This window comes from Pseudomonas migulae (assembly GCF_043225285.1).
GTDB lineage: Bacteria > Pseudomonadota > Gammaproteobacteria > Pseudomonadales > Pseudomonadaceae > Aquipseudomonas > Aquipseudomonas migulae_C.
The window spans coordinates 4,911,162-4,926,038 of sequence record NZ_CP171224.1; the positions used below are offsets into that span (position 1 = coordinate 4,911,162).

15 protein-coding genes and 1 tRNA gene are annotated in these 14,877 nt (G+C 58.8%); 10 read left to right on the top strand and 6 right to left on the bottom strand.

The genetic code is table 11. From position 1 onward, the window contains the following. Positions 1-27: 27 nt before the first annotated feature. From ACF6ZU_RS22500 to ACF6ZU_RS22515, 4 genes are read left to right on the top strand one after another with little or no spacing between them, the layout of a single operon-like run. A complete protein-coding gene (locus ACF6ZU_RS22500; protein ID WP_392887085.1) occupies positions 28-2,859 on the top strand; it encodes a xanthine dehydrogenase family protein molybdopterin-binding subunit in 2,832 nt (943 codons plus the stop codon). Beyond that, entirely contained in the window at positions 2,852-3,391 is a 540-nt protein-coding gene (locus ACF6ZU_RS22505; RefSeq protein WP_093218009.1) for a (2Fe-2S)-binding protein, read from the top strand. Before ACF6ZU_RS22500 ends, ACF6ZU_RS22505 begins: the two co-directional genes overlap by 8 nt. A 2-nt stretch (positions 3,392-3,393) precedes the next feature. After that, complete coding sequence (locus ACF6ZU_RS22510) at positions 3,394-4,629, top strand: c-type cytochrome (protein ID WP_392887087.1); 1,236 nt, start codon at positions 3,394-3,396, stop codon at positions 4,627-4,629. Between the two features lies 1 nt (position 4,630). Beyond that, a complete protein-coding gene (locus tag ACF6ZU_RS22515) occupies positions 4,631-5,602 on the top strand; it encodes an XdhC family protein (RefSeq protein ID WP_392887090.1) in 972 nt (323 codons plus the stop codon). A gap of 106 nt (positions 5,603-5,708) precedes the next feature. Here the strand turns inward: ACF6ZU_RS22515 and ACF6ZU_RS22520 are convergent, their stop codons facing one another. Next, the gene (locus ACF6ZU_RS22520) at positions 5,709-6,992 is read right to left on the bottom strand and encodes an NAD(P)/FAD-dependent oxidoreductase (RefSeq protein WP_392887092.1); all 1,284 of its coding nucleotides are present in this window, start codon (positions 6,990-6,992) and stop codon (positions 5,709-5,711) included. A 183-nt stretch (positions 6,993-7,175) separates the two neighbouring features. On the opposite strand from ACF6ZU_RS22520, the gene ACF6ZU_RS22525 reads away from it, so the two are divergent. Then, positions 7,176-7,252, top strand: a tRNA-Val gene (locus ACF6ZU_RS22525). A gap of 249 nt (positions 7,253-7,501) precedes the next feature. Here the strand turns inward: ACF6ZU_RS22525 and ACF6ZU_RS22530 are convergent. Continuing rightward, the gene (locus tag ACF6ZU_RS22530) at positions 7,502-8,320 is read right to left on the bottom strand and encodes a 2OG-Fe(II) oxygenase (protein ID WP_392887094.1); all 819 of its coding nucleotides are present in this window, start codon (positions 8,318-8,320) and stop codon (positions 7,502-7,504) included. 285 nt (positions 8,321-8,605) lie between these two features. On the opposite strand from ACF6ZU_RS22530, the gene ACF6ZU_RS22535 reads away from it, so the two are divergent. Beyond that, positions 8,606-8,992 (top strand): hypothetical protein, encoded by a 387-nt coding sequence (locus ACF6ZU_RS22535; protein WP_392887096.1) that lies wholly within the window; start codon positions 8,606-8,608, stop codon positions 8,990-8,992. A gap of 194 nt (positions 8,993-9,186) precedes the next feature. Beyond that, entirely contained in the window at positions 9,187-9,642 is a 456-nt protein-coding gene (locus ACF6ZU_RS22540; protein ID WP_392887097.1) for a DUF2214 family protein, read from the top strand. A gap of 166 nt (positions 9,643-9,808) precedes the next feature. On the opposite strand, the gene csrA is transcribed toward ACF6ZU_RS22540, so the two are convergent. After that, entirely contained in the window at positions 9,809-10,000 is a 192-nt protein-coding gene (gene csrA / locus ACF6ZU_RS22545; protein ID WP_007975691.1) for a carbon storage regulator CsrA, read from the bottom strand. Positions 10,001-10,250: 250 nt separating this feature from the next. Here csrA and ACF6ZU_RS22550 point away from each other — a divergent pair, with 250 nt between their 5' ends. Then, positions 10,251-10,616, top strand: a complete 366-nt coding sequence (locus ACF6ZU_RS22550) for an SPOR domain-containing protein (protein WP_392887101.1) — start codon at positions 10,251-10,253, stop codon at positions 10,614-10,616. Positions 10,617-10,714: 98 nt separating this feature from the next. Here the strand turns inward: ACF6ZU_RS22550 and ACF6ZU_RS22555 are convergent, their stop codons facing one another. From ACF6ZU_RS22555 to ACF6ZU_RS22565, 3 genes are all read right to left on the bottom strand, one after another. After that, the gene (locus ACF6ZU_RS22555; protein ID WP_392887103.1) at positions 10,715-11,404 is read right to left on the bottom strand and encodes an endonuclease; all 690 of its coding nucleotides are present in this window, start codon (positions 11,402-11,404) and stop codon (positions 10,715-10,717) included. 4 nt (positions 11,405-11,408) lie between these two features. After that, complete coding sequence (locus ACF6ZU_RS22560) at positions 11,409-11,699, bottom strand: DUF1654 domain-containing protein (RefSeq protein WP_392887105.1); 291 nt, start codon at positions 11,697-11,699, stop codon at positions 11,409-11,411. A 158-nt stretch (positions 11,700-11,857) separates the two neighbouring features. Then, a complete protein-coding gene (locus tag ACF6ZU_RS22565) occupies positions 11,858-12,946 on the bottom strand; it encodes an asparaginase (RefSeq protein ID WP_392887108.1) in 1,089 nt (362 codons plus the stop codon). Between the two features lie 329 nt (positions 12,947-13,275). On the opposite strand from ACF6ZU_RS22565, the gene ACF6ZU_RS22570 reads away from it, so the two are divergent. Continuing rightward, complete coding sequence (locus ACF6ZU_RS22570; RefSeq protein WP_392887110.1) at positions 13,276-13,725, top strand: hypothetical protein; 450 nt, start codon at positions 13,276-13,278, stop codon at positions 13,723-13,725. Positions 13,726-13,899: 174 nt separating this feature from the next. Then, positions 13,900-14,856 carry a sugar ABC transporter substrate-binding protein gene (locus tag ACF6ZU_RS22575; RefSeq protein ID WP_392887112.1) on the top strand — a complete coding sequence of 319 codons (957 nt, stop codon included), beginning with the start codon at positions 13,900-13,902 and terminating at the stop codon, positions 14,854-14,856. Positions 14,857-14,877 lie beyond the last annotated feature (21 nt).

Sequence of the window (14,877 nt, forward strand, 5' to 3'; positions counted from 1 at the left end):
GACCCATAACCGCCCAGAGGATGATCCATGTCCAACCGTGATATATCCCGGCGCTCGTTCCTTCAGGGCGGGCTGGTGGCGGGTGTGAGCGTGACGCTCACGCCGCTCAGCAGTCAGGCGCTGGCGGCCTTGATGGAAAACAGCGTGACCGTGCCGTCCGAGCAGTGGCTCGGCAACAACGGCAAGGCGCGCTCGCGTAACGATGCTTTGTCAAAAGTCTGCGGCAGCAAAGTCTTTGCCCGCGACATCCGCGCCAAGGACATGCCGGGCTGGCCGCAACAGCAGGGCCACGCCATGCTGCTGAAAACCATCAAGGCCGATCGCATCTACGCAGGCTACGACCTGTCGTGGCTCGGCGACGACCTGCAGCCGGATCGCATCGTCACCGCCGCAGACCTGATCAAGGACGGCATCGTCTTCCCGGAAGAGCACGCGCCGGATCCGTTGCTGCCGGAAGGCAAGGTGCCGATGTTCATCGGTCACCCGGTTGCGATCCTGATCTGGAACGATTTCGAGCGTTTCCGCCAGGCCAAGGCCAAACTCAAATTCAATGACAAAGCCATCCGCTACGGCGCTCAGGTTCCGTTCTACGAGGGCGACCCGTACGGCAGTTTCCGTTACGTGCGCGTCGGCGGCGCGACCTCGGCGGACGAAGACGAATTCGCCAGCCTCAAGGATTCGATCCTGTTCCCGATGCTGCGTAACCGGCGCCCGGTGTGGAATTCGCAACCGAACCTGCACGGCAACCTGACCGAGCGCGGGCTGTTTTACGCCGAGCGCATGAAGCAGCAGATCGACACGCCGCCCGACAACTGGCTGGTGTTCGACGAGCGCTACAAGACGCCATCGATCGAACCGGCCGCGATGGAGCCGGACAACGGCAACGGCTGGTACGACCCGGCGACCAAGACCCTGCATTTTGTCGTCGCCACCCAGTGCCCGCTGGAGACCGCCACCGAGACCGCGAAGATGATCGCCCCCTCGCGTTTCGGCCTCGCCAACCTGAACATGCACCCGGGTTACACCGTCGGCTACGGCTCCAAAGACCACAACATTTTCGTCTACTACGCAGCCCTCGCGGCGCTGTACGGCGCGGGTGTGCCGGTGCGTCTGGCCAACGATCGCTACGAGCAGTTCCAGAGCGGGATCAAGCGTCACCCGTTCGACATCCGCTACCAACTGGCGGTGGACAAGACCGATCACAGCTTCAAGATTTTCCGCGCCGAGATGAGCGTCGATGGCGGCGGACGGATCAACTACAGCCCGTCGGTGGCGGCGGTTGGCGCCACGGCGGCGCAGTCGATCTACTACATGCCGCAGAACGATTTGCAGGTGACGGCCTACCATTCCCGCGCGGTCGAAGCCGGGTCGATGCGTGGTTACGGCACCCTGCAAAGCATGGCGTCCACCGAGATGATGGTCGATGAAATCGCCGGTCGCCTCGGCATCGATGCCATCGACCTGCGCAAGAAAAACGCCATGGTCTCTGGCATGAAAAACACCCAGGGCGCAGTGCCTGCGGGTGCTTTGCGCCTGCATGAAATTCTCGACAAGGCCGCCGTGCACGAAGTCTGGAAAAACCGCGACGCAATCAAGAAACAACGCGAAGCCGCAGACCCGGACAACTGGTACGGCGTCGGTTTCGCCATCTGCCAGAAAGACTTCGGCACCGGTTCCGAAGCACCGATGGCGAGCATCGAGTTCAGCGCTGAAGGGCGCATTCACCTGCGTCACATCGGCATCGAAATCGGCACCGGCATGTCCACTTCGCAAGCCATGGTGGTGGCCGATTTCCTCGGCAGCCCGGCGCACGAAGTGAAGACCGGCGAGACCGAATGGAAAGAGTTGCAGCTGATCACCGGCGGCAACCCGTACATCATGAGCCAGGCCGAGCAGGACGCCCTGCTGCGCAACCCGCGCTGGGTCGGCAAACTGGCGTCGGCCTCGTCGGCGACCAACTCCGCGTACTACTTCAGCCACGCCACCCGTGAAGCGGCGCGCGTGCTGTTCAACCACGGCTTGTGGCCGGCGGCGTTGCAGATCTGGGGCCAGGGCCCATACGGCGGCCAGGCCAACCCGTACGTGGTGCGTCGCGAAGACGCGCATTGGGTCGACGGCAAACTCACGGCCAACGGCATGCAGCCGCTGAGCTTCGAGCAATTGGCCAAACACGCCCACGACAAAGGCCTGGTGACCGGCGCGACGGTGCACGGCTTCAACCGCTGGAGCTGGGCCGAGGCCGAGTTCAGCATCGACGGCGTACGCGAACGCCTGCCGCTCGACGGCCTGGCGGTGAAGTACGGCGATGGCGCACCGAACGTGAAAAAGGCGCAGATGAACAGTGCCGGTTTCCATCTGCTCGACCGCCAGAACGTGCACTACCCGGACACGCAGTTGAACAACGCGGCGGTGACCTACTACAGCCCGGTCGCGACGCTGGTGGAATTGAAAGTGAACAAGGGCTCTGCCGAAGTCCAGGTGCTCAACCACCACTCGTGGGTCGAGTGTGGTCGGGTGCTGGTGGAAGAATTGGTGAAGGGGCAGCTCGAAGGCGGGATCGCCATGGGCATCGGCCATGCGCTGATGGAAGAGATGCCGTTGTATGAAGGCGGGCCGGGGGAGGGTGACTGGAACTTCAACCGTTACCGCTTGCCGATGGCGCGCCACGTTGCGGTGTGGAAGCAGACGGCGGAAATCCTGCCGCCGCTGTCGCCGAGCGACCCGTCCAAAGGCATCGCCGAAGTGGTGATGATCCCGGTGGTCGGCGCCATCGGTAACGCCGTGGCCCACGCCATCGGCAAACGCGTCCGTGACCTGCCTATCACTTCTGCCCGCATCAAGGAGGCCCTCAATGGCTAACCGTCCGCTTCAACTGACCCTCAACGGTCAATCCGTCGGCCCGGTGGACATCCCTGATGACCTGCCGATGATCGACTATCTGCACGAATACAAAAACCTCACCGGCTCGCGTCTCGGCTGCGGCCAGGGCATTTGCCACGCCTGCGTGGTGATCGTCGACAACCCGGACGGCACCAGCGAAGAAGTGCGCACCTGCATCACTGGCGCGCATTACTTCGAAGGCAAGAAAGTGCGGACCATCGAAGGCCACGCGACCCGCGACGAGCAGGGCAAGGTCACCGAGCTGAACCCGATCCAGCAGCGCTTCGTCGATGAGTTCGCCTTCCAGTGCAGCTACTGCGCCCCGGGTTTCGTGAATGCCGCGACGGTGCTGGTGGAAAAGCTGCAGCGTCAGCCGATCGTCAAAAGCCAGCTGGAACAAGTGATCGAGGACAGTCTCGGTCACCACATCTGCCGTTGCACGGGTTATGTGCGTTATTACAGCGCGACACGCAACGTGCTGACGGATCTCGGCCTGGTCAAGGAAGGTTAAGCATGAAGACTCTACTTTCCCGTCTGGCATTGGCGGTCGGTCTGGCTGCGTCCGCGTTGCTGGCGCAGGCCGATGATCAGGTGGTGCGCGGGGCCTATCTCGCCCGCGCCGCAGACTGCATGGCCTGCCACACCGCGCCGGGTGGCGCGCCGTACGCCGGCGGCCTGCCGATTGTCTCGCCGTTCGGCACGATCTACGGCACCAACATCACCCCGAGCAAAGAGCACGGCATCGGCCTCTACAGCGATGACGAGTTCTTTGCCGCGCTCACCGAGGGCAAGCGTCGTGACGGCGCGAACCTGTACCCGGCGATGCCGTACACCTCGTATCACTTGATGCCGCGTGCCGACTCGGACGCGATCCACGCCTATCTGAAAACTATCGAGCCGATCGAACGTGCAGCGCCGGTCACCCGCCTGAGCTTTCCGTTCAACGTGCGCCTGGGTTTGATGGGCTGGAACATGCTCTACGGCAAGGACGTGAAACTGTCGTCCACCGAAGGCAAAAGCGAAGCCTTCAAGCGAGGCCAATACATGGTCGACGTGCTCGGTCACTGCGGTGAATGCCACACGCCGCGCGGTTTGCCCGGCGCGATGCAGCAGGACAAACGCCTCACCGGCGGTCTGCTCAACGGCTATCTGGCGCCCAGCCTGCTGGCCACTGACCTGGCCGCACGCGGCTGGAATCATCAGGACCTGAGCACCTTCCTCAAGCACGGCATGAGTGCCCAGGGCACGATGTTCAACGAGATGTTCCCGGTGTTCCACAACAGCACCCAGGGCCTCAATGATGCGGATCTGGCGGCGATGGCGACCTTCCTGCTCGGCGATCAACCGCCGGCGGCCAAAGTGCTGACCGACGTGCCGCTGGAGACCCTCAGTGCCAGCGCCCAGCGCGGTCGTCAGGATTACCTCAACGTCTGCGCCGGTTGCCATGCGGTCGGTGGCGAAGGCAAGCCGCACATCGCGGTGGCCATGCGTGGCAACACCACGCTACGCCTGGAAGATCCGCGCAACCTGGTGCGGGTGATCGACGACGGGATTGGCGAGCAGAAGTTTGCCGGGTTCGAGCACATGCAGCCGATGCCGGGGTTTGCCGAAAAGCTCAGCCACGAGCAACTCACTGACCTGCTGAACTACCTGCGTCAGGGCTGGGGCGGTCAGGCGGGTGATCTGGCCGTCAGTGATGTGCAGAAGCTGCGTGCCGATGCGCCGCCGCTCGAGCACAAGGCGCACTGACATGCAGCATCTCGATCTGCAAGTGGTGCGCCGGGCGCTGGCGTGGTCGACGGCCGGTCAGCGCGTGTGGCTGTGCACGGTGCTGGCTACCTACGGCTCGGCACCGCGTGCACCGGGTTCGCTGCTGGCGGTGAATGCCCAGGGGCAATGGATCGGCTCGCTGTCCGGCGGCTGCGTCGAGGAAGATTTTCTTGAGCGCGTCGCCGAGGGGGCTTTTCTAGAGCCCGTCACTGTCGTGCGGTACGGCGAGGGCGATGATCCGCGTTCGCGGGTCAGCCTGCCCTGTGGCGGCGTGCTCGATGTGCTGGTGGAAAAACTGGAGCCCGATTGTGAGGTCCAGGCGCATTTGCGCGAGCTGGAGTCGGCGCTGTTGGGCCAGCGCCGATTGATCCGCGAAGTCGATCTTGCCAGCGGCGCGCGCAGCCTGTTCGCGGATCACGAGCAAGGCGTGCGCATCGAGCGCGAGATCGATCGGGTACGTGCGCGCATCGGTGCGGCTCAGCGCTTGTTGCTGGCGGGTTATTCCAGTGTCGCGCAGGCGTGTGCGGAGTTCGCGGTGAGCCTGGGTTTCGAGGTGATTCTCTGCGATCCCCGCGACGAAGTGCTGGAAGGCGTGGTGCTGGAAAACGTCGAGATCCGGCGTCAATTGCCATCGGTGTTCATCGCCGACGGTGGTTGTCACCGCGACACCGCGGTGGTGGCGCTGACCCACGACCCGCGCATCGATGACCTGGCGATGATGGAGGCCGTGCGCACCGAGGCGTTCTACATCGGCGTGATGGGCTCGCTGCAAACCTCGCAGAAACGCTTCGAGCGGTTGCGCCGGATTGGTGGTTTGAATGACATCGAACTGGAGCGGATTCACGCGCCGATCGGATTGAACCTGGGCAGCAAAACCCCGGCAGAAATTGCCTTGGCGGTACTCGCCGACATCCTGCGAATCCGCAGCGGTATCCCCCGCGACCGGCTTTAACACAATCCCTGTAGGAGCCGGCTTGCCGGCGATCGCGGTGGTTCAGTCAATGTAATTGTTGACTGGACCACCGCGATCGCCAGCAAGCTGGCTCCTACAGGGGTCATCAATACCCGAACTTGTCCCGCAACCCGTAATACCACGCACCCAGCGCGGCAAACGGCGTGCGCAGCAATTGCCCGCCGGGGAAGGGGTAGTGCGGCAAATCGGCAAACGCATCGAAACGCTCGGCCTGACCGCGCAACGCTTCGGCCAGCACCTTGCCTGCCAGGTGCGTATACGTCACGCCGTGGCCGCTGCAACCCTGGGAATAGTAGATGTTGTCGCCTAGCCGACCGACCTGCGGCAGGCGCGACAGGGTCAGCAGGAAATTGCCGGTCCAGGCGTAATCGATCTTCACGTCCTTGAGCTGCGGGAAAGCCTTGAGCATCTTCGGCCGGATGATCGCTTCGATGTTCGCCGGATCCCGCGCGCCGTACACCACGCCGCCACCGAAGATCAGGCGCTTGTCGCCGCTCAAGCGGTAGTAGTCGAGCAGGTAGTTGCAGTCTTCGACGCAATAATCCTGAGGCAGCAGGCTTTTCGCCAATTCGTCGCCCAGAGGCTCCGTGGTAATTACCTGTGTGCCGCAAGGCATCGACTTGGCCGCCAGTTCCGGCACCAGGTTGCCGAGATAGGCATTGCCCGCGACGATGATGAATTTGGCCTGGACCTTACCCTGAGGCGTGTGCACCACCGGGTTCGCGCCGCGCTCGATGCGCACCGCCGGCGATTGCTCGTAGATAGTGCCACCCAGCGACTCCACGGCCGCTGCTTCGCCCAGGGCCAGGTTCAGCGGATGAATGTGCCCGCCGCTCATGTCGAGCATGCCGCCCACGTATTGATCGCAGTTCACCACTTCACGGATGCGCTGCTGATCCATCAACTCAAGCTGTGTATGACCGAAACGCTCCCACAGACGCTTCTGCGATTCCAGGTGACCCATCTGCTTGGCGGTGATCGCGGCGAACACGCCACCATCCTTCAAGTCGCACTGGATGTTGTACTTGGCCACCCGTTCCCGAATGATCCGCCCACCCTCGAACGCCATCCGCCCGAGCAACTCAGCTTGCTTGGGGCCGACCGTGCGCTCGATCACATCGATATCGCGGCTGTAGCTGTTAACGATCTGGCCACCGTTACGGCCCGACGCGCCGAAGCCGACCTTGGCGGCTTCCAGCACCGTGACCTTGAAACCGTTCTCCAGCAGAAACAGGGCAGAGGACAGGCCGGTGTAGCCGGCGCCGATCACGCAGACGTCAGTCTCTACTTCACCCTGCAAGGCCGGGCGCGGCGGAACCGCATTGGCCGATGCGGCGTAATAGGACTCTGGGTAGGGGGTGTTCGCCATCCTGCAGCCTCTGTTTAATATATTTTACGAGTGAGCCGATCCTACCCGAGTTAAAAATCGACCGCCAGCCACCGCAAATTCTTCTTTGCAGCGCTGAAATTAAATATTTTGCATATTCATAGGGTTAGCTCGAAAAAAGGTGTTGACACCCCTCCGGAATTCCGTAGAATGCCGCCTCACAGCAGGCACGTAGCTCAGTTGGTTAGAGCACCACCTTGACATGGTGGGGGTCGTTGGTTCGAGTCCAATCGCGCCTACCAAACAAAATCCGCTCTGCTGGGCGGTCTAGAAGGGCTCACCGAAAGGTGGGCCCTTTTTTGTTGTCTGAAATTTGGCAAGCCATTGAAAACGCTCATTTCGGAAACGCTAATTCTGCGTCTATCCGAAGCGCTGCATGCTGGCTTCGATGACGCTCTGCCACTGGGGGAGGCTAGCGAGGGGGGGCTCACTTTTGAGTGCTTGGGATGGTTTGGGGGAATTAATCCCCCAGGTAGAGCGGAAAATCGAGATCAGTCAGCCTCAGTGCCTTCGAGAGCTTTGCCGCGCCGAACCTGAAGCGCTTTCGATAGGGTGTTGCGAAGGTGGTTGTCGACTACTCCAAGCAGGCGCTTTCCTGGTTCGTCAGGCCTGCCGCTGAAAGACGTCACATGGAAATAGTCGTCATCGTCCGGAGAGACTTTGGAAAAATAGTAGTTGGATACGCAGCAGCGTGGCGTTTCAACAACGACTTTGCTCACGGAATGCCACGAATCGCGATTGGTATCCATTACCACCAGGCGGTTGAACTTGGAGACGATGGTCTTCTGTTGTTTGACCTTGCTGTCCCACAGTTCGAAGTTTCCACCGTTCTCAAGTGCCCAGTCCGGAGTCACGTAATACAGAAGGTTCAGTCGCCGGTACAAACCGCGACCGCCATCGTGGCTGTTATCGATATGCGGGTTCAGGAAGTTGTCCTTGAACATCATCGACAGGCCACCGGCGTAGAGAGAAGGGTCCGGGACAATGCTATCCACACCTAACAGTTCCGCTACCTTGCCTACAACCTCAGCGCTTTGCATGGCGTACGTGACGTCGCGCAGGATTTCCGGGCGGTCTTCAAGGTTTGCTAGCGTTTTCTTCTTCTCGCGAAATGATTTCTGATCAATGAAGCCGTCAGCGTCACGCGGGAACGCAGCATAGATGGCGTGGGTTATGTTCTCGGGTAGAAGACCATCGATAACGAAGTGGCGGGTATGGGTTCCTTGCGGGTTGTTCCATTGACTCAGGATATCCTCTCGGCAGCCCTCAAGGCGATCGACAATGAGGGCAGTAATTTCTTTGACGTCCATTCCAGTTCCTGGTTAGTAGATGACTTAGAGGCGGCGCGCATTTTCAAGTGGTGCGTACAAAGGATCAAACTATTTTTTGAGTAATTCAGGCACCCGCATGATCTGGTAGATGCGTGCGGATTTGTGGCTGAGGAGAGGAGCGCTGCGAGGATTAGCTATTCGCTGAAGAAGAGGCTCCTGTATGCAGCGTTAAGTTAATGCCTGTTACAGGCTGATGTTCCGATCTTGAGTGTATCGGAAACCGTAAGAAGTAGTGGCTATTTGGCATTGTCCGGATTTCCGGGTATGGTTACGCCAATCTTTTACAGGCAATGGATGGCGGTAATGATGTTGGAACCTTCGCTCGTGACGAAACGTGAGACTCACCTGGGTTACGAGATTCGGGTTGCTACAGTCGGGCCCATCCAGACAGAGCAAAACGAACCGGCAAATCTGCGTACCCATCACCAGACCAGAATTTCGATTTGGCTCAATGGCAATGAAGTCAGAGGGGCGGGTGACGCGCCTTTCATGCGTTTTTTGTCGAGGGAAGATGCCGATGAGTTTGGTTTCGAAATCGGTCGAATGATTGTCGCGCAACGTCGGCAATCAACATCCAATCTGATTGCTCGTACTCGTGAGCGCATCAAGTTGCCGCGACTGTTTTTCCGGAATTTGGCTTTCAGGTTATAGCAGGGTTGCGAAGCGGGCGACGGCTTGGCTCCCGTCACTGAAGTGTCGCTCATGCATAGTTATTCAGCTGCACGATTGATGTCTTTCATGAGTTGATGGCGCGCAGCCTCTCTTCCATCTTGTGCCGCAAGCAGGTTCCTGCTTTTTGAACTACTACTTCAGACCAATTCAAACCCGGCCTGAGGCGTATATCGATGCTTGTGCACTGGTTTCTTGCGACGATCCATCTATGGGCATTTGCCCTTGGTTTCTGGGCGGTCCTCTCCCGTGGTACGGCCTTTCGACACCTGGCTACCGGCGTGGGTGAGGTCCGCAGCGTATTGATTGCGGATAACCTGTGGGGGATTTCTGCGGTCGTCCTGCTCGTCACGGGTGGGATGCGTGCCTTTGGTGGGTACGAAAAGGGTACTGACTATTACCTTCACCAACCGCTGTTCCACCTTAAGATGACGCTCTTCGTCCTCATCCTGCTGCTGGAAGTGGCACCGATGATCACGCTGATCAAGTGGCGAGTTGCGCAGTCGCGCGGCACTGCGATCGACTCCGGTCGTGCGACGTTGTTTGCACGGATCAGTCATATCGAAGCAATGCTGGTGTTGCTGATAGTCGTCGCGGCTGCGGGCATGGCGCGAGGGGTGACGTTCGGTTAGCGAAGAACGGATCCAATAATAATCAGAAGCGTCTTACAGTCACGACGTGAGACAGGCCAGTAGTATTGGCTTCACGTGCTGCTGGGGGCTGTAATGATAGCGTCGCTTGAATCTTAGCCAGCCGTGATTCCGGGGCGAACGGGCTGGCTACTGATTGCAGCTGGATTCAGGATTGCGGCTTTTCCGGGGCGGTCAGGCCAGCTTGAATGCGCTGATAAATTTCTTCGCGGTGCACCGCCACGTCTTTCGGGGCGTTGATGCCAATTCTGACTTGCTGGCCGCTTACGCCCAGAATGGTGATCGTAATGTCATCACCAATGTTTATGCTTTCACCGACTTTGCGGGTGAGTATCAGCATGGTCTTCTCCTTGATTGCTTTGTGGGGCACCTGATTCGGACAGTGCAGGGGTCGGTGGTATGTATAGATTAGTGCGAAGTCTCACGGTTTGGGTGCCTCTTTCTGACGCGCAGATGCTGCATTAATTCCCAAGGCGTAACTATACAGAGGCCGCATCCATGATTCTCGTTGTTTTGCGCCCATTTTGCGGCACTCGCGAAGTATTCATGGATGTTAAAATCCCCACTTTCGGCATTCAGAGGGAAGCGTTGTGCGCAAAATGGCTTTGGTAATCGCAGTACTGGCACTGGCGGGATGCGGTGAGGACAAGCGCGTTGATGCGCCAAAGCCGCAGCCGGCCGTGGCGGCAGCCCCGGCAGCGGTGTCCGCGCCTCAGTGGGATCTGGAGGTGCGAGGTGAAATAACCCAGGCTGTCAGCGACCTGAGTGGCTGGCTGATCGAGCACAGTTTCGTTTCCAGCGTGATCAAGGAAAATGGCAAGACCCGAATCCTCATGGGGCCATTCAACTCGAAAGCCGAAGCTGAAGCCAAGCAGGATGAAGTGCGCGCAGCGCTGACCCGGGCGAAAAAACAGAACATCGAGTTACTGGTCATTGAGCATTCGGTGACTCAGTAATGTCGCCATCGCCGGTCGGGTGCCTTGGTACCCGCCGGGTTTAAAACGAAAAAGGCCTTGGGCATTCAACCTGAGGCCTTTTCGTTTTCAACAAGCGTTTAACCGCAAGCTTTCATGTCCACCGGCCCGACAAACTCGTTGCCGCGCCCCATCACGCACGCCACGCTCTGGTTGCGTTGGCGTTCCCAGGCTTGCACCGGGTAGGTCTTGTTCCAGGCTTCGTACAGCTGCCGATCCTGTTTCGATAGGCGCAAACCATACTGCTTGCTCATGTAGAAATAAGTCCGGGCGATCATGCCGCGAATGGACGGGCGGGGCATGACCTTCTTGGCTTTAAAGTCGACCTGGGTCAGGCACGAGCCATATTGACCGGACTGCTCCGGCAACCAGCCAAAACTGAAATTGCTCCGATCACCATTAACCTCTCCGATGCTGGGTACCAGGTTATGCAAATCGGCCTCGGCTTTCTGATAGGTCGGATCGTAGCGTGTGCAGTTCTTGCGCCCACCTTCCTGCCAGCACCGGCGCTGATGGCCGATCTCCCAGGCCGGGACGATGTGCTCCCATTCGATGCGGGCGGCACGCTTGGCATTTTTACGCGGTACATAACCGCAGGCGGAGAGATTCACCTTATTGCCGGTGTACTTGCACCCGCAATAGAACTCGGTGGATTGCGGGGCGTAGAGCTTCCAGGCGACTTTCTTGGCTTCGCTGAAGGTGCGCGGGGCGTCGGCCTGGGCGCCCATTGCGAAGAGCAGGAACAGCAAAGCAAAACAACGGACACTCATTGACTCAGTCTTCCTTCGGCACAACCCAGAAAATCTGCACGCCGCCATCGTCGCGATAGGCGAGGGTGACGTTGTCGTTCTCATCGATTTCTTCGAGCAACTGTTCCCACTCATCGACTGGCTCGTCCGGGAGGCGGAAGATCAGGGCTGACTTGGCTTTCTGGGCGGTGGGGGAATTGATGATTTTCTGAACGCGGATGCCCATGCGTTGATAGGCGTCAGGAGAAGCAGAGGTGGTAGCCACGGAATTGTCCTTATTAAGCTGTACGTGCATACAGTATTTAACTGTAAGCATTTTCGCAACCGCTTAAAATTCAAGAAAATCCTCTGACAGTGCTTTTTTCCATTTGGTGTAGGAAGAAGGAGATTTTTTTATCAGATGTCTGACCGCTCGCCGAAATCTGGCGAGCGGTGACAGCGGTGCCCGACCGGAGCCGGTCGGGCGAGGGCGAATCAATATTCCCAGAACATCCGTTGCAGCTCTTTGCTGTCGTTGGTCTTGGTCAGCGCGACCATGGCCAGGATGCGAGCCTTCTGTGGATTCAAGTCATGGGCGACTACCCAGTCGTACTTGTCGTCAGGCTGTTCGGCATTGCGCAGTACGAAACCGCCGGCGTTGACGTGGGAAGAACGAATGATCTGCACGCCATCTTTGCGTAGAGCCTGCAAAGCGGGAACGACCCGGGAAGACACCGAACCGTTGCCGGTGCCGGCGTGGATGATGGCCTTAGCACCCGACTGAGCCAGCGCCTTGTAGGCGGTATCACTCACGTTGCCGTAGGAATAGGCGATTTCGACGTCAGGAAGGCTCTTGATGTTCTTGATGTCGAATTCCGAATCCATGGTGTGGCGCTTGGCTGGAAGGCGGAACCAGTAGGATTTGCCTTCGACCACCATGCCCAATGGCCCCCAGGCGCTTTTGAACGCTTCGGTCTTGATGTTGATCATCTTGCTGACATCGCGACCTGACTGGATTTCATCATTCATGGTCACCAGCACGCCTTTGCCCCGAGCGTCTTTGCTGCTGGCCACGGCGACGGCGTTGTACAGGTTCAGCATGCCGTCAGCGGACATCGCGGTGCCTGGGCGCATGGACCCCACGACGATGATCGGCTTGTCGGTTTTTTCCACCAGGTTGAGGAAGTACGCGGTTTCTTCCAGGGTGTCGGTGCCGTGGGTGATGACGATGCCATCGACGTCCTTGCTGTCGGCCAGTTCCGCCACGCGGCGTCCCAGTTGCAGCAGGTTGTCGTTGGTGATGCTTTCCGACGCAATCTGCATGACCTGCTCGCCGCGAACGTTAGCCAGTTGGCTCAGTTCCGGAACCCCGGCGATCAATTGTTCGATGCCGACTTTCGCCGCTTGATAGGTCGCGCTATTGGCGGCGCTGGCGCCTGCGCCGGCAATGGTGCCGCCGGTGGCGAGAATCACTACGTTGGCCAGTTTCTGTTTGGTTTCGACTTCTTTTGCCTGAAGGGCTGTCGGAAGGAGCAGCAGGAGGGCCAAGGCGCCCGGAACGAAAGTCTTGAAAGCAGATGTCATTATTTTTCTCTCTAGTAGTGAGACGGTGCTGATGCAGGTTCATCTAGATGCGCCCCCGACGGATCTGAACGCCGGAGGTGAGAGAGAGGGAGCAGGATCTGTACCAGTCATATCCTGAATTGAAAAAATGCTACTAACCTAATGATTTGTATCAATTATTAGTTTTTCGTCGGAGAGGCCTTAAACGCCTTTTTGTCCGGGTTTCCGAATATTTCGGGCGATGCTGTTCGGCTCTCCGACAGACTTGTTAAGCCAGCCGTTTACTCATTGCTAAAGAAACCCGCGTACAGGTCGATGCCCTTCAAAGGATTTTTACTCCAGGAGTTCACATGTCATTTTCGATTGGTTTCCCCAACTCCGGCGCAATCACCATCGCTGGCAAATCCACGGCAACCATCAACGCTTTGAGCGAATCGACTTCCGAGGCGTCGACGTTGGCGTTGGGTACCGAGGACGAAGGTGATACCACTCAAGTTCGAGCCGGTGGCGGTGCTCCGGCCGAAGGAAAAGCAGAAAGTGGCGGCAATCAGAGCATCGCGGTGAAAATCCTGCTCAAGCGCATACAGGAACTGCAACAGCAGTTGCGAGAACAACAGCAGCAATTGGCTGCAGCCCAAGCGGCGTCGTACCCGACAGAGGAAGCCAAGGCTTCGATAGTCATGGCGATTCAGGGGCAAATAGCCGACACCAATGGCGCACTGCTGGAAGTGACCGGCCATTTGGTGACGGAGCTGGCAAAGGGCTCCAGCGCCGGTGGCGTGATCAGCACCACTGCTTGACCGTAGAAGCAAAAATCAGCTTTTTCGGTCGTTGACAAATCACGGCAGGATTCGCATAGTTCGGTCTTCGCAAACGTTTGCGCGGCATCGCTGATAGCTTGTCTTCAGCGAATGCAGTGAATTTTACGCCAGCGCAAGCGTTGCTCAGAATAATCATAAGATCGGAGTGAACCCATGAAGCTGCCATTCGCTGGACGTCTTCTCGCTGTCGCTATGCTGGCTGCCGCATCCGTCGCGTTGCCTGTCTCCCCGGCTTTCGCCGAATCTGTTGAAAAGCCAAAAGTCGCGCTGGTCATGAAATCCCTGGCCAATGAATTCTTCCTGACCATGGAAGACGGCGCCAAGGCCTACCAAAAAGACCACTCCGCCGATTTCGACCTGATCTCCAACGGCATCAAGGACGAAACGGATACCGCTGGCCAAACACGTATCGTCGAGCAAATGATTCTGGCCAAGGTCAATGCCCTGGTGATCGCGCCTGCCGACTCCAAGGCCATGGTCCCGGTGATCAAGAAAGCCATCGATGCCGGCATCACCGTGATCAACATCGATAACCAGCTGGATCCGGCTGTCGTCAAAAGCAAAAACATCAATGTTCCGTTCGTAGGCCCGGACAACCGCAAAGGCGCGCGTCTGGTGGGTGAATACCTGGCCAAGCAGCTGAAGGCCGGTGACGAAGTCGGCATCATCGAAGGCGTTTCCACCACCACCAATGCCCAGGCCAGGACGGCTGGCTTCAAGGATGCAATGGAAGCGGCGCAGATCAAGGTGGTGTCGCTGCAATCCGGTGACTGGGAAATCGACAAAGGCAACAAGGTCGCCGCTTCGATTCTCAGCGAATACCCGGAAGTCAAAGCCCTGCTGGCCGGTAACGACAGCATGGCCGTCGGCGCGGTGTCTGCCGTGCGAGCCGCAGGCAAGGCGGGCAAGGTCCAAGTGGTTGGCTACGACAACATCAACGCCATCAAGCCGATGCTCAAGGATGGCCGCGTCCTCGCCACCGCTGACCAGTTTGCTGCCAAGCAGGCCGTGTTCGGTATCGAGACAGCGCTGAAAGTCATCAAGGGCGAGAAGGTCGACAGCGGCACCAACGGCGTCATCGAAACGCCGGTAGAGCTGGTGACCAAGTAGTACTTCTGGCGACACAACGGT